At 72.2% G+C, this 13,722-nt stretch carries 10 protein-coding genes; 6 read left to right on the top strand and 4 right to left on the bottom strand.

Annotation, left to right across the window (positions count from 1 at the left end; translation table 11 throughout):
* Positions 1-7: 7 nt before the first annotated feature.
* Entirely contained in the window at positions 8-3,193 is a 3,186-nt protein-coding gene (locus B5557_RS44815) for an HYR domain-containing protein (RefSeq protein ID WP_079658078.1), read from the bottom strand.
* Positions 3,194-3,339: 146 nt separating this feature from the next.
* On the bottom strand, positions 3,340-3,963 hold the full coding sequence (locus tag B5557_RS05625) for a helix-turn-helix transcriptional regulator (protein WP_231976267.1): 624 nt from the start codon (positions 3,961-3,963) through the stop codon (positions 3,340-3,342).
* Between the two features lie 160 nt (positions 3,964-4,123).
* Here B5557_RS05625 and B5557_RS43545 point away from each other — a divergent pair, with 160 nt between their 5' ends.
* Positions 4,124-5,518, top strand: a complete 1,395-nt coding sequence (locus tag B5557_RS43545; RefSeq protein WP_143688143.1) for a COG1470 family protein — start codon at positions 4,124-4,126, stop codon at positions 5,516-5,518.
* A gap of 93 nt (positions 5,519-5,611) precedes the next feature.
* On the opposite strand, the gene B5557_RS05635 is transcribed toward B5557_RS43545, so the two are convergent.
* Positions 5,612-6,418: an eCIS core domain-containing protein gene (locus B5557_RS05635; RefSeq protein ID WP_079658080.1), complete on the bottom strand. Its 807-nt coding sequence runs from the start codon at positions 6,416-6,418 to the stop codon at positions 5,612-5,614.
* Positions 6,419-6,576: 158 nt separating this feature from the next.
* Positions 6,577-7,245 carry a GntR family transcriptional regulator gene (locus B5557_RS05640; RefSeq protein ID WP_079658081.1) on the bottom strand — a complete coding sequence of 223 codons (669 nt, stop codon included), beginning with the start codon at positions 7,243-7,245 and terminating at the stop codon, positions 6,577-6,579.
* Positions 7,246-7,339: 94 nt separating this feature from the next.
* Here B5557_RS05640 and glyA point away from each other — a divergent pair, with 94 nt between their 5' ends.
* The 5 genes from glyA to B5557_RS05665 are packed head-to-tail and all read left to right on the top strand — an operon-like array spanning position 7,340 to position 13,706.
* The gene (gene glyA, locus B5557_RS05645) at positions 7,340-8,692 is read left to right on the top strand and encodes a serine hydroxymethyltransferase (protein ID WP_079658082.1); all 1,353 of its coding nucleotides are present in this window, start codon (positions 7,340-7,342) and stop codon (positions 8,690-8,692) included.
* Complete coding sequence (locus B5557_RS05650; protein WP_079658083.1) at positions 8,689-9,909, top strand: sarcosine oxidase subunit beta family protein; 1,221 nt, start codon at positions 8,689-8,691, stop codon at positions 9,907-9,909. Before glyA ends, B5557_RS05650 begins: the two co-directional genes overlap by 4 nt.
* 23 nt (positions 9,910-9,932) lie before the next feature.
* On the top strand, positions 9,933-10,229 hold the full coding sequence (locus tag B5557_RS05655) for a sarcosine oxidase subunit delta (RefSeq protein WP_079658084.1): 297 nt from the start codon (positions 9,933-9,935) through the stop codon (positions 10,227-10,229).
* Entirely contained in the window at positions 10,226-13,078 is a 2,853-nt protein-coding gene (locus B5557_RS05660; protein ID WP_079658085.1) for a sarcosine oxidase subunit alpha family protein, read from the top strand. Before B5557_RS05655 ends, B5557_RS05660 begins: the two co-directional genes overlap by 4 nt.
* Entirely contained in the window at positions 13,071-13,706 is a 636-nt protein-coding gene (locus tag B5557_RS05665) for a sarcosine oxidase subunit gamma (RefSeq protein ID WP_079658086.1), read from the top strand. Before B5557_RS05660 ends, B5557_RS05665 begins: the two co-directional genes overlap by 8 nt.
* Positions 13,707-13,722 lie beyond the last annotated feature (16 nt).

Here is a 13,722-nt window from a genome sequence, read left to right on the forward strand (position 1 = left end):
GCCTTGCTCATCCGCGGCCGATGAAGTCGGGTGGCTGGAGGCTGCGCGGCACGACGAGGACCGGCGCGGTGAGCGGGTCGTATCCGGGTCCTGTGGCGCGCAGCAGCCGGGGTCCGGTCCGGTCCTTGCGCAGGACGAGGACCTGGGTGCGGAACGTTCCGTCGGCGCCCACCCGCACCGGAACGGTCGCCGCGGTGATGCCCTGACTCCACTTCAGTTGTACGACGGTTCCGGCGGGGAAGTCGCGGCCCTCGGCGAGGACGACGTCGCCGAGCCGGGCGACGGCGGGCCCGGCGGTCAGCACGGGCTGGAGGACCCGGAGCCGGACCGTGTCGGTGTTGTTCGCGGTACGCGGGTCGGTCGGCGTGCCCGCGACCCGCGCCGTCAGGGTGCCGCTGGTGGCCTTGTCGTACGACAGTTTGGCGGTGACCTGGATGCGGCCGCCGGCCGGCAGGGTGCAGGGGCGGGCGGCGGTGCAGCGGTCCTGCGGGCTCACCACGGTGGCGGACCCGGGTGTCCCGCTGGTCAGGACGACGTTCGTCGCGTTGTCCGGTCCCGCGTTGGTGAGGGTGAACGTCGCCGTGACGGTGCCGCCGGTGAAGGCGGGCTGCGGGTCGGCGGCGGCGGTCACCGCGAGGTCGGCTGCGGGTGCGACCGGCACGGGCGGGATCAGGATGACGGTCACGACGGCGGTGTCGCTGCCGGTGTTGCCCGCCTTGTCGGTCGCCGTGCAGGTGACGGTCGTCTTCCCGAGCGGGAAGTTCGTCCCGGAGGGCGGAGTGCAGGTGGTGGGGAGGGTGCCGTCGACGAGGTCCTGGGCGGTGGCGGTGTAGGTGACGGGTGCGCCGGCCCGGCTGAGGGTCCGTACGGTGCGGTCGTCGACCTGGACGACGGGCTTGCCGTCGTCGACGACGGTGAAGACGGCGGTGTCGGTGCCGGTGTTGCCGGCGGCGTCGGTCGCGGTGCAGGTCACGGTGGTCGTGCCGACCGGGAAGGTGGAACCGGACGGGGGCGTGCAGGTGACGGCCACGGGGCCGTCCACAAGGTCCGTGGCCGTGGCGGTGTACTCGATCACGGCGCCGGCGGGACCGGTGGCCGGCACGGTGCGGTCGTCCACGGTGACGGCGGGCGCGGTCGTGTCGACCACCGTGATCACGGCGGTGTCCGTACCGGTGTTCTCGTGCGCGTCCGTCGACGTGCAGGTCACCGTCGTCGCCCCGATCGGGAAGGTGGAGCCGGGGGGCGGGGTGCAGGTGACCGTCGTCGGCCCGTCCACGATGTCGACCGCGGTGGCGCTGTACTCCACGGCCGCGCCGTCGGGACCGGTGGCCTCCACCGTCTTGTCGTCGACGGTCACGACGGGCGGGGTCGTGTCGACCACTCTGATCACGGCGGTGTCCGTGCCGGTGTTCTCGCGGGAGTCCGTCGCCGTGCAGGTCACCGTCGTCGCCCCGATCGGGAACGTCGAACCCGACGGCGGTCTGCAGGTGACCGGTACGTTCCCGTCGACGGTGTCCTGCGCCGACGCGGGGTACTCCACGACCGCGCCGTCGGGTCCGGTCGCCTCCGCGGTGCGGTCCTCGACGGTGACGAGGGGGCCGGTCGAGTCGATCACCGTGAACTCGGCGGTGTCGGTGCCGGTGTTGCCGGCGGCGTCGGTCGCGGTGCAGGTGACGGTGGTCCTCCCGATCGGGAACGTCGAGCCGGAGGACGGCTCGCACACCACCGCGACGTCGCCGTCCACGAGGTCCGTGGCCGTGGCCGGATAGGTGATCACGGCGCCGTCGGGGCCGGTCGCCTCGACGGTGCGATCGTCGACGTTCACCGCCGGCGCGGTGGTGTCGACGACGGTGAACACGGCCGTGTCGCGGCCGGTGTTGCCCGCCTTGTCGGTCGCCGTGCAGGTGACCGTCGTCCGCCCGATCGGGAAGCGTGTCCCGGAGGGCGGCTCGCACGACACCGGGACGTCGCCGTCGACGTTGTCGCGCGCGACGGCCGGGTAGTCGACGACCGCGCCGCCCGGGCCGGTGGCCTCCACCGTGCGGTCGTCGACGGTCACGGTCGGCGCGGTCACGTCGTTGACGGTGATACGGATCTGTTCCCGGTAGGCCGGGTCCGCCGCCGGGCCGAGGGTGAACTGGACGGTGCAGGACAGGGTGGAGCCCTGCGGCGCGTCCGGGGACACCGTGATCTGCTCGCTGAAAGCGACGGTCTGACCGCTGGTCACCTGGACGCTCGGCGGAGAGAGCGAGACGCTCAGCGAGCGGTCGCACTCCACGAGCCGGTGACCGACGGTGACCGGCAGGTTCGTCAGACCCTGGACGATGGCGTTCGACACGTCGTTCGCGTTGATGCCCCGGAGGTACGTACCGCCGGTGGCCTCGGTGACCTGTGTGGCTTGGTCGTATTCGTCGAGCCCGTCTCCGCCGACGCCGACGGCGAGGACCTTGACGCCGTGGTCCTTGAGCGTCTGTATGACGTCCGCCAGGTGGTGGTCGTGGCTCGGTTCGTGGGTGGGCGCGTCGCCGACGAGGACGACGATGGGGCTGGCCCCGTCGCGGAAGGTGTTCCGGCCGCCCGCCCCCGTCGCCACCTCGAACAGCCCGTTGCCCCAGTCCTCCGGCACGTCGTCGCCGTAATTGGCGTCCAGCTGATCGACGCCGCGCTGGATGGCGGCGCGGTCTTGGGTGAACGGCTGGTGGAGGAGGAAGAGGCGGGCGGCGCCGACCTCCGGATCGGCCTGGTCGCCGAAGCTGGCCACGGCGAACCGGGAGTCGGGCTGCACGTCGAAGACCTGGTCGACGATCGTGGGCAGGTTGGCCTTCACGTTGGCGATGACGCTGCCCATGCTCCCCGTGTTGTCCACCAGCAGCACGACATCCGGCTTGGGCGGCACCGCCGGGGTCCGCACCCGCTTGGCGACCGTGATCGAGGCGCCGGGGTTCAACGCCTGCTCCACCAGCGACGGCGAGACCGGCGACGCCGGGACCGACGCCTTCGGAGAAGACGCAGAAGAGGAGGAGCGGGAGGAAGAGGAGGGGGACGAGGCGGACGAGGACGGCGGGAGGGGGGACGACAGGGGGGACGAGGCCGTGGTCAGGGCCGGCGACACCGTCTCTCCGATGCCGGCCCCTACCGCGCCGAGCGCGAGGACCGAGGCCATCAGGCCCGCCCGCAGCCGGAACAACCGCACGACATCCCCTCCCAGATCGGCGTCTGCCCCACCGTCCCCGGCGCCGCTCTTCGACGGAGCGGCGCATGGGACACCCATGTGGGAAGTGCGGTCTGCCCCTCTGGGCAATCGGCCTCTCCCTCACCCGCCGAGGCGGGCCGGCCTCTTCAGATCAGTCCCTGCCGAAGCGCGTAGGCGACGACGTGAGAGCGGTTGCGCAGGTGCAGGCGGGTGACGAGGTCGTGCAGGATGTTCTTGATGGTGCGATCGGAGTACGCGAGCTTGGTGGCGATGTCGCCGGTGTCGTACCCCTCGGCGACCAGTCGGACGACCTCGATCTCCCGGTCGGTGAGCCCGTGGAAGTTCAGGCCGCGCGGCGCCAGGACCTGGCTCTGCAACTGGCCGACCTGCTCCAGCAGGCGGCCCAGCAGGTCCGCGGGAACACTTCCCTCTCCCCTGGCCACCGCGTTGATCACCTGCACCAGCCGCTCCGGCGTCGCCTCGGACCGGCGCAGGACTCCCGCCACTCCGCACTCGGCGGCGCCGACCAGTTGCTGGTCGTCGATGCGGGTGGCGACCAGCGCCACCCGGGCCGCTGTCGTCCGCCGGATGTGACGAAGGGTCCGCAGCGACTCCTCGTCTATGGTGTCCACGACGACCACCACCACGGCGGCGGCCGGTTCCTCCCCCTCCTCCTGCAGCCGGATCTCCGGCCGGGGCCGCAGTTGCGTGGCGACCCCCGCTCTGGAGATCGGGTCATCTGCACGCAGGCACACGTCTATCCGGTCCACACCAGTCTCCCCCCTGGTCGAGCGCATCGCTGCGCGTCGAGCAGTATGCGGCAGGGGACTCCACGCGAAGTCAACAAGGCGTCAATGGGCACCTCAGCTTCCCGAAAGTCTTCCTGCCAGGCCCCTGTCGGCCGCCGCCACCGGCTTTACGGTGCCGATCATGACAACTGCGGCGAGCCTGGACACGACCGCTGTGACCGCCGAGCCTGGTGGGCGGATCGAAGTCCCCCTTCAGGTACGCAACTCCGGCAGCACGGTGGAGGAGTATCGCTTCGAGGTCGTGGGCCCGGCAGCGGCCTGGGCGACCGTCGAGCCAACGAGCCTTTCGCTGTATCCGGACAGTACGGGCACCGCGGTTCTCGCCCTGAGTCCGCCCCGAAGCTCGGAGGTGCCGGCCGGGGACGTCCCGTTCGGGGTGCGGGTGGTGCCCACCAGCGCCCCCGACACGGCGGTGGTCCCCGAGGGCGTCGTCACGGTCCTGCCGTTCGCCGAGGTCACCGGGGAGCTGGTGCCCCGCGGGTTCGAGGGGGCTTGGCGCGGCCGTACGGACGTGGCCGTCGACAACCGCGGCAACATTCCGATGACGGTGCGGCTGGCGGCCCAGGGCGACAGCTCCCGGGTGCGGTTGCGCTTCGCCCGGGAGACCGTCGAACTGCCGCCGGGTGCCGCCGAGTTGTCGCGGCTCACCGCGCGTCCGGCGCGTCGGCTGTGGCGCGGCGCTCCCGTGGTGCATCCCTTCCAGGTGGTGGCGACGCCCGCTGGCGGGGCGCCGCACGAGCCGGTCCCTCTGGACGGCACCTACCAGCAGAACGCGATACTGCCGCGCTGGCTGCCGCGCGCGCTGGCGGCGGCGGTGGCGGCCGTGGTGGCTCTGGCCGTCGTGTGGTTCGCCCTGCTGCGTCCGGTGGTGCGGTCGGCGGCGCGGGAGGAGTCCAAGAAGCAGGTGGCCGCCGTGCTGTCGCCCAGCGCCCGCGCGTCCGGCGCCGCGAGCGGCGGCGGCTCCTCGGGTGCGTCGGGGGGCGCCGCCGGGACGGGAAAGGACGCGGCCGGTGGCGGCTCACCGGGCTCCGGCGGCGGGGCAGGGCCGGCGGCCGGAAGCACGGGCGGGGGGACGGGCGGAACAGGCGGCGGAGGCGGCGGGGGCGGGGGTGGCGGTGCGGGGGATCCGCGCAGCGCTCAGGCCGGGGTCAAGGACGCGGTGGGCGGCGACCCGACGTCCGACACGGTGTACAGCGTCCCGGCCGGTCAGGCGTTCGACGTGACGGACCTCGTGGTGCAGAATCCGCAGGGCGACTCCGGTACCGTCGTCATCTCCTCCGAGAGCCGGACCCTGCTGACCCTGGCGTTGCAGAACTTCCGTGACCAGGACTACCACTTCGTCACCCCGATCGTGGTGCCCGCCGGGGGGCGGATCACCATGACGGTGACCTGCAGCCAGGTGGGAAAGCCGGTGGGCGGCCCGACGCCGGGCCAGTGCGACGAGTCGGTGCTGGTCGGCGGGACGCTGCGGGAGGCGGCCGCACCCAGTCCGAGCACCTCCCCCTCCGCGGCCTGAGCCCGCGCGGCCGGAACTCGCCCGGCACGGCGAGACGGCGAGACGGCGAGACGGTACGGCCCCCCGGGCACGATCCCGGGGGGCCGTGCCTGCTCACGCGTCGCCCGGCTCGTCCTGCTGCTCCTCCTCGGCCCGTTGCACGAACAGCCCCTGGACGTCGGCGGGTTCCTCGTCGACCTCCTCGGCCTGCCGCTGGACCGCCGCGGACGGCTCGGGAGCGGCCGCCGCCCGCTCCGCGCCCTGGGTGGCCGGGGCCGGGGCGGACAGGACGCGTTCGGCGTTCGCACTGGCCTCCCGCTCGAACCGGTCCGAGGGGTCGCTGACCCGGATCCCGCCGGGTGCCGCGGCCCCGTCGACCGGGCCGCTGCGCTGCTGGATCACATGGGTCAGCTCATGGGCGAGCGTCGTGCGCCCGGCATGGGAGGACGGGTCGTAGGCGTCCCGCTGGAAGACGACGTTGTTGCCGACGGTGTAGGCGTGTGCGCCGACGGACGTCGCCGACTCGTGCGCCGCGTCGCCCGTGTGCACCCGCACGTCGGAGAAGTCCGCGCCGAGCCTTGCCTCCATGTCGGAGCGGACATCGGCGCCGAGGCTCTGCCCGGAGCCGGACCCGATGACGTCGTGCACGGGCGAGCGCCGAGGCGAGGAAGCCGACGGGGCCGAGGGGGTCGAAGGGGTCGACGGTGTTTCCTCGTCCTGCTCGCGCTGCAGCATGGCGCCCACCGCACTGTTGCCGACGGCACGCTGCAGCGTGCCCATGCCCGACGGGCCCAGAACATCGGGGCGACCCGCGGCCGCCGCCTTGAACAGCCGCGAGTCGTCGGCCTGGGACCGCCCGTGGCCGGCTTGTTGATGGTCGTGTTCGTGGTCATGGTCGTGGTCGTGTGCGTGGTCAGGCATTCTCGCTCCCTGGGACGTCCAGCGGCAGACCTCACTGACCCTGACACTGCCTCAGGGCGTGCACCAGGTACAGGCGTGCGACCGCTTACGGGAGTGCAGCCGGCGCTGCCCGATGGGGCAGACCCCGGAGGTGGCGCCCCGGGCCTCACGGCGTCGTGTCAGATGGCTGCGCGAATGGCCTGTTCGAAGCCCTCGACGTGACTGCGGGCGAGTTGTGCCGCCTTGTCGGGGTCGCCGGCGACGATCGCCTCGATCAACGGGCCGTGCTCTTCGATATGGCCGGCCATGTCGGTCAGCCGGTCCACGAACAGGCACCAGATGCGGGTGGCCAGGTTGTCGTGGCGGACGAGAGTGTCCTCCAGGTAGGGATTGTGCGTGGCGGCGTAGATGGCGCGGTGCACCTGAAGGTCGAGGTGCATGAGCTCGGCGGCGTCCTGCGGCCGGGAGTCCGGGCTCTGCAACTCCCGTAGGAGGTCCGTCAGCGTCGCCCGGTCCGCGGCCGTGGCGCGGCGCGCCGCCTGGGCGGCGGCCAGCGGTTCCAGTTCCTGGCGCACCTCGGAGATATGGGCCAGGTCGGTGATGTTGACGTCGGTGGCGAAGGTGCCGCGTCGGGGGTAGGTCGCGATGAGGCGTTCGTACTGGAGTCGTTTGAGGGCCTCGCGCAACGGCGTCCGTCCGACGCCGAGGGACTGCGCCAGCTGGTCCTCGTTGATCGGCGCGCCCGGGCGGATCTCCAGCATGACGAGCCGGTCGCGGACGACACGGTAGGCGCGTTCGGCGAGGGACAGCTCCTCGCCCCCTGGCTGCTCGGTCGCCGCCTGCTGCATGAAGCCCCCTTGACCTGTCCGGCGAGCTCCCATACCTTACCGCACAGGCTGATATATCAAATGCTCTTCAGTTGACTCCCAGGATGGTGTGCAGATGGCAACGGACCCGTCGATCACCACGGCCGGCTCCTCCCTCTCCCTCCCGCTCAGCGAGCTCGACCCGGATGTCGCCACCGCGGTGGCCGCCGAGCTGCACCGCCAGCAGTCCACCCTCGAGATGATCGCCTCGGAGAACTTCGCCCCGGCCGCCGTCATGGAGGCCCAGGGCTCGGTCCTGACCAACAAGTACGCCGAGGGCTACCCCGGCCGCCGCTACTACGGCGGCTGCGAACACGTCGACGTCATCGAGCAGTTGGCCATCGCCCGGGTGAAGGAACTGTTCGGTGCCGAGGCCGCGAACGTGCAGCCGCACTCGGGCGCCCAGGCCAACGCGGCCGCGATGTTCGCGCTGCTCCAGCCCGGCGACACGATCCTCGGCCTCGACCTCGCGCACGGTGGGCACCTGACCCACGGCATGCGCATCAATTTCTCCGGCAAGCTGTACAACGTCGTGCCGTACCACGTGCGCGAGTCCGACATGCGCATCGACATGGACGAGGTCGAGCAGCTCGCTCTCGCCCACCGGCCCAAGCTGATCGTCGCGGGCTGGTCGGCGTACCCCCGGCAGCTGGACTTCGCCGCGTTCCGGCGGATCGCCGACGCGGTGGGCGCGTACCTGATGGTGGACATGGCGCACTTCGCCGGTCTGGTGGCCGCGGGGCTCCACCCGAGCCCCGTGCCGTACGCCGATGTCGTCACGACCACCACGCACAAGACCCTCGGCGGCCCGCGCGGCGGGGTGATCCTCAGCCGCGCCGACCTGGCCAAGAAGATCAACTCCGCGGTCTTCCCTGGCCAGCAGGGCGGCCCGCTGGAGCATGTCGTCGCGGCGAAGGCGGTGGCCTTCAAGGTGGCGGCGAGCGAGGAGTTCAAGGAGCGGCAGCAGCGCACTCTGGACGGTGCCCGTATCCTCGCCGGACGGCTGCTGGCCGACGACGTGGCCGAGGCCGGCATCACCGTGCTGACCGGCGGCACCGAGGTCCACCTGGCCCTCGTCGACCTGCGGAACTCCGCGCTCGACGGACAGCAGGCCGAGGACCGGCTGCACAGCATCGGCATCACCGTCAACCGCAACGCCGTGCCGTTCGACCCGCGCCCGCCGATGGTCTCCTCGGGGCTGCGGATCGGCACCCCCGCGCTGGCCACCCGGGGCTTCGGCGAGGCGGAGTTCCGGGAGGTCGCCGACATCATCGCCCAGGCGCTGAAGGAGGAGCGGCTCGACGGCGAGCGCGCGAGCCTGCTGCGCGACCGGGTCGGGAAGCTCGCCGAGGCGTTCCCCCTCTACCCCCACCTGCCTCACCCGTCGCACCCGACCCACCCGTCCCACCTGAACGGAGACGCGGCATGACGACCAAGCCGCTGCCGGAGCATCCGGACTGGCTCTGGCGCAACCCCGAGCCGCGCTCCTCGTACGACGTCGTCATCGTCGGCGCGGGCGGCCACGGCCTGGCCACCGCCTACTACCTCGCCAAGAACCACGGCATCACCAACGTCGCCGTCCTGGAGAAGGGCTGGCTGGCCGGCGGCAACATGGCCCGCAACACCACGATCATCCGCTCCAACTACCTGTGGGACGAGAGCGCGGCGATCTACGAGCACGCGCTCAAGCTGTGGGAGCGGCTCCCCGAGGAGCTGGACTACGACTTCCTGTTCAGTCAGCGCGGCGTCCTCAACCTCGCGCACACCCTGCAGGACGTCCGCGAGGGCATGCGCCGCGTGGGCGCCAACCGCCTCAACGGGGTCGACGCCGAGTGGCTCGAACCGGACGAGGTCGCCAAGGTCTGCCCCATCCTCAACGTCTCGTCCCGCACCCGGTATCCGGTCCTCGGCGGCACCTTCCAGCCGCGGGCGGGCATCGCCAAGCACGACCACGTCGCCTGGGCACTGGCCCGCCGGGCCGACGAGATGGGCGTGGACCTGATCCAGGGCTGTGAGGTCACCGGCTTCCTCAAGGACGGCGACCGCGTCGTGGGCGTCGAGACCAACCGCGGCCGCATTCACGCCGGCCGGGTCGGCCTCGCGGCCGCCGGACACAGCAGTGTGCTGGCCGCGCGGGCGGGCGTCCGGCTGCCGGTGCAGTCGCACCCGCTCCAGGCGCTGGTGTCCGAGCTGCACGAGCCGGTGCATCCGACGGTCGTCATGTCGAACCATGTGCACGTCTACGTCTCCCAGGCCCACAAGGGCGAGCTGGTAATGGGCGCGGGCGTCGACTCGTACAACGGCTATGGCCAGCGCGGCTCGTTCCATGTGATCGAGCAGCAGATGGCCGCCGCCGTCGAGCTGTTCCCCGTCTTCGCCCGCGCGCACGTGCTGCGGACCTGGGGCGGCATCGTCGACGTCACCCCCGACGCCTCCCCCGTCATCGGCACGACCCCCGTCGAGAACCTCTATGTCAACTGCGGCTGGGGCACCGGCGGGTTCAAGGCCACCCCGGCCGCCGGCTGGACCTTCGCCCACACCATCGCCACGGGCGAGCCGCATCCGCTGAACGCCCCCTTCGCCCTGGAACGTTTCGCGACGGGCGCACTGATCGACGAGCACGGCGCCGCAGCCGTGGCCCACTGAAAGCCCGTGGAGAGAAGGACACCGTGCTGCTGATCACCTGCCCATGGTGCGGGCCGCGGAACGAGACCGAGTACCACTACGGCGGACAGGCCCACGTCCCCTACCCCGAGTCCCCCGCCGACCTCACGGACGAGCAGTGGGCCGAGTACGTCTTCTACCGCGACAACCCCAAGGGCCCCTTCGCCGAGCGGTGGATGCACGGCATCGGCTGCCGCCGCTGGTTCAACGTCCTGCGCGACACCGCCACCCACGAGGTGCTGAGCTCCTACCGGCTCGACGAGCCGCGCCCCGCACTGCCCCAGGCCGGAGGGAACCGATGACCGACCAGCCCTTCCGGCTCCCGCGAGGCGGCCGCGTCGACCGCGACACCGTGCTGCGGTTCACCGTCGACGGACGGGAGCTGACCGGCCATCCCGGCGACACCCTCGCCTCGGCGATGCTGGCGAACGGGGTCGTCAAGGTCGCCCCGTCGCTCTACCGCGGCCGCCCGCGCGGCATCGTCACCGCGGGCGTCGAGGAGCCCAACGCCCTGGTGCAGCTCGACGGTTCGTGCTCGGAGGGCATGCTCCCGGCCACGACCGTGGAGCTGTACGACGGTCTGGCCGCCACCACGCTCTCCGGGATGGGCCGGCTCGATCCCACCCCCGACCCCGCCGTCTACGACAAGAAGTACGTCCACACCGACGTCCTGGTCGTCGGCGCCGGACCGGCCGGGCTCGCGGCCGCCGCCGCTGCCGCCGGTTCCGGCGCCCGCGTGATCCTCGTCGACGAACAGCCGGAGCCCGGCGGTTCACTGCACTCCGACACCGAGTGGATCGCAGACGTCTGCACGGCCCTCGACGCCGCCCCCGAGGTCGTCGTACTGCCCCGCACCACGGCTTTCGGGTCGTACGACGACAACTATGTGCTGGCCCTCCAGCGGCGCACCGACCATCTGGGAGCCGCCGCTCCGGAGGGTGTCTCGCGGCAGCGGCTGTGGCACATCCGGGCTCGGCAGGTCGTCCTGGCGACCGGTGCGCACGAGCGCCCGCTGGTCTTCGCCGGCAACGACCGGCCCGGGGTGATGCTCGCCGCGGCCGTGCGCACCTACCTCAACCGGTATGCCGTGGCGCCGGGTTCGCGGGCCGTGGTGAGCACGACCAACGACAGTGCCTACGACACCGTCGCCGACCTGCATGCGGCGGGGATCGACATCGCCGCCGTGGTGGACGCACGCCCGCAGGTGTCCGACCGGGCCGCCGAGGTCGCTGCGGCGACCGGGGTCGGCGTGCTGACGGGCAGCGCGGTCGTCGACACCGCGGGCGATCACCGGCTCACCGGCGTCACCGTCCAGGCTCTCGACGACAGTGGCCAACTCACCGGTGAGTCGCGGTCGTTCGACTGCGACCTGCTCGCCGTGTCGGGCGGCTGGAGCCCGGTGGTGCATCTGCACAGCCAGCGCCAGGGCCGGCTGCGCTGGGACGAGAACCTGGTCGCCTTCGTCCCCGACGGGACCGTACGCGACCAGCAGGTCGTCGGTGCCGCCCGCGGGACGTACGACCTCGACGGCTGTCTGGCCGAGGGCGCGCGGGCCGGTGCGCGCGCCGCGACGGACGCCGGGTTCCCGGCTCCGGTGCCCACGGCCTCGTCCAGGACGGTACGCCCCGAGGTGCGCGCCCTGTGGCTGGTGCCCGCCCCCGCCGGCGAACCCGGCGGCTGGGACACCCACTTCGTCGACCTGCAACGCGACGTCAGCGTCGCCGACGTCTGGCGCTCCACCGGGGCGGGCATGCGGGGTGTCGAGCACGTCAAGCGCTACACCTCGCTCGGCACGGCGAACGACCAGGGCAAGACGTCCGGCGTCAACGCGATCGGGGTGATCGCCGAGGCCCTCGGCGCCGGCGCCTCGCCCGGCGAGATCGGCACGACGGCCTACCGGGCGCCCTACACGCCGGTGGCTTTCGCGGCCCTGGCCGGGCGGGAGCGCGGCGAGCTGTTCGATCCCGAACGCACCACCTCCCTCCACAGCTGGCATGTGAACCACGGCGCGGAGTTCGAGGACGTCGGGCAGTGGAAGCGCCCCCGGTACTACCCGGGGGCCGGCGAGGACATGGACGCGGCCGTGGCCCGCGAGTGCCGGGCGGCCCGTGAGGGGGTGGCGTTCATGGACGCCTCCACCCTCGGCAAGATCGAGATCCGGGGCGCGGACGCGGGCGAGTTCCTCAACCGCGTCTACACCAACGCCTTCAAGAAGCTCAAGCCCGGCACGGCCCGGTACGGCGTCATGTGCAAGCCCGACGGCATGATCTTCGACGACGGTGTGACGCTGCGCCTCGACGACGACCGCTTTTTCATGACCACGACGACCGGCGGCGCGGCAAACGTCCTGGACTGGCTGGAGGAGTGGCTGCAGACCGAGTGGCCCGACCTCGACGTCCACTGCACCTCGGTCACCGAGCAGTGGTCGACGATCGCCGTGGTCGGGCCCCGGTCGCGCGAGGTGGTCGCCCACCTCGCGCCCGACGTCGACCTGTCCGCCGAGGCCTTCCCGTTCATGGCCTTCCGCGAGACCACGCTGGCCTCCGGCGTCCCGGCCCGCATCTGCCGGATCTCCTTCTCCGGGGAACTCGCCTACGAGATCAACGTCTGTGCCTGGTACGGCCTGGCGGTCTGGGAGGAGGTGTACGCGATCGGCCGGCCCTACGACATCACCCCGTACGGCACCGAGACCATGCACGTCCTGCGGGCCGAGAAGGGCTACATCATCGTCGGCCAGGACACCGACGGCACCGTCACCCCGCAGGACGCGGGCATGTCCTGGGTGGTCTCGAAGCAGAAGGACTTCATCGGCAAGCGGTCCCACGCCCGCGCCGACACCTCCCGTACCGACCGCAAGCAACTGGTCGGCCTGCTGCCGACCGACCGCACGACCCGGCTGCCCGAGGGCACTCAGCTCGTCGCTCCGGACGTGCCCCTCACTCCCGAGGCCGGGCCGGTGCCGATGCTCGGCCACGTCACCTCCAGCTACCACAGCCCGGCCCTCGGCCGACCCTTCGCCCTCGCTCTCGTGGCCGACGGACGGGCAAGGATCGGCGAGACCCTGCTCGCCCCCGTGGGCGAGGATCTGGTGCCGGTCGAGGTGGCCGACTTCGTCCTCTACGACCCCGAAGGGACCAGGCGAGATGGCTGAGCCGACGATCGGCGCGGGCGCGGGCGCGGGCCCGGTGGCCCTGCGCACCAGCCCCGTGGCACATCTTCAGGAGCGGATGCGGGCCGCCACGGTCAGCGGCGACCGGGGCGTCGCGCTGACCGAGTGGTCGTTCGTCTCCATGGTGAACGTGCGGGTCGACCCCGCGTCCGAGGGGGCGGACCGCATCGAGAAGACCCTCGGCGCGCCGCTCCCCCGCCAGTGCGGCCACACCAGCGCGTTCGGCCCCCATACGGTGGTCTGGCTCGGTCCGGACGAGTGGCTCGTGCTGTCACAGGCCGAAGAGGCCTCTGTGGCCGCCGAGTTGCGGGAGGCGCTCGGAGCGGACCCGGGGTCGGTCGTGGACGTCTCGGCGAACCGCACCACACTGGAACTGAGCGGCCCGGCCGCCCGGCCGTTGCTGGAGAAGGGCTGCCCGCTGGACCTCCACCCCCGGGCCTTCGGACCCGGTCGGGCGGTGTCCACCACGGTGGGGCCTGTCGCGGTACTGCTCTGGCAGGTCGACGACACGCCGACGTATCGGCTCCTGCCACGGTCCTCGTTCGCCGACTACCTGACGCGCTGGCTGATCGACGCGATGGACGAGTACCGCGGTCCCGAGGTGCCCTGACACCGACCGGGTGACC

The organism is Streptomyces sp. 3214.6, from assembly GCF_900129855.1.
In the GTDB taxonomy this organism is placed as follows: Bacteria; Actinomycetota; Actinomycetes; order Streptomycetales; family Streptomycetaceae; genus Streptomyces; species Streptomyces soliscabiei.

Bases quoted from the DNA above. Each gene is read 5' to 3' on its own strand.
- B5557_RS43545 (WP_143688143.1), top strand. From the start codon at position 4,124: ATGACAACTGCGGCGAGCCTGGACACGACCGCTGTGACCGCCGAGCCT.
- B5557_RS05635 (WP_079658080.1), bottom strand. From the start codon at position 6,418: ATGCCTGACCACGCACACGACCACGACCATGACCACGAACACGACCAT.
- B5557_RS05640 (WP_079658081.1), bottom strand. From the start codon at position 7,245: ATGCAGCAGGCGGCGACCGAGCAGCCAGGGGGCGAGGAGCTGTCCCTC.
- glyA (WP_079658082.1), top strand. From the start codon at position 7,340: ATGGCAACGGACCCGTCGATCACCACGGCCGGCTCCTCCCTCTCCCTC.
- B5557_RS05650 (WP_079658083.1), top strand. From the start codon at position 8,689: ATGACGACCAAGCCGCTGCCGGAGCATCCGGACTGGCTCTGGCGCAAC.
- B5557_RS05660 (WP_079658085.1), top strand. From the start codon at position 10,226: ATGACCGACCAGCCCTTCCGGCTCCCGCGAGGCGGCCGCGTCGACCGC.
- B5557_RS05665 (WP_079658086.1), top strand. From the start codon at position 13,071: ATGGCTGAGCCGACGATCGGCGCGGGCGCGGGCGCGGGCCCGGTGGCC.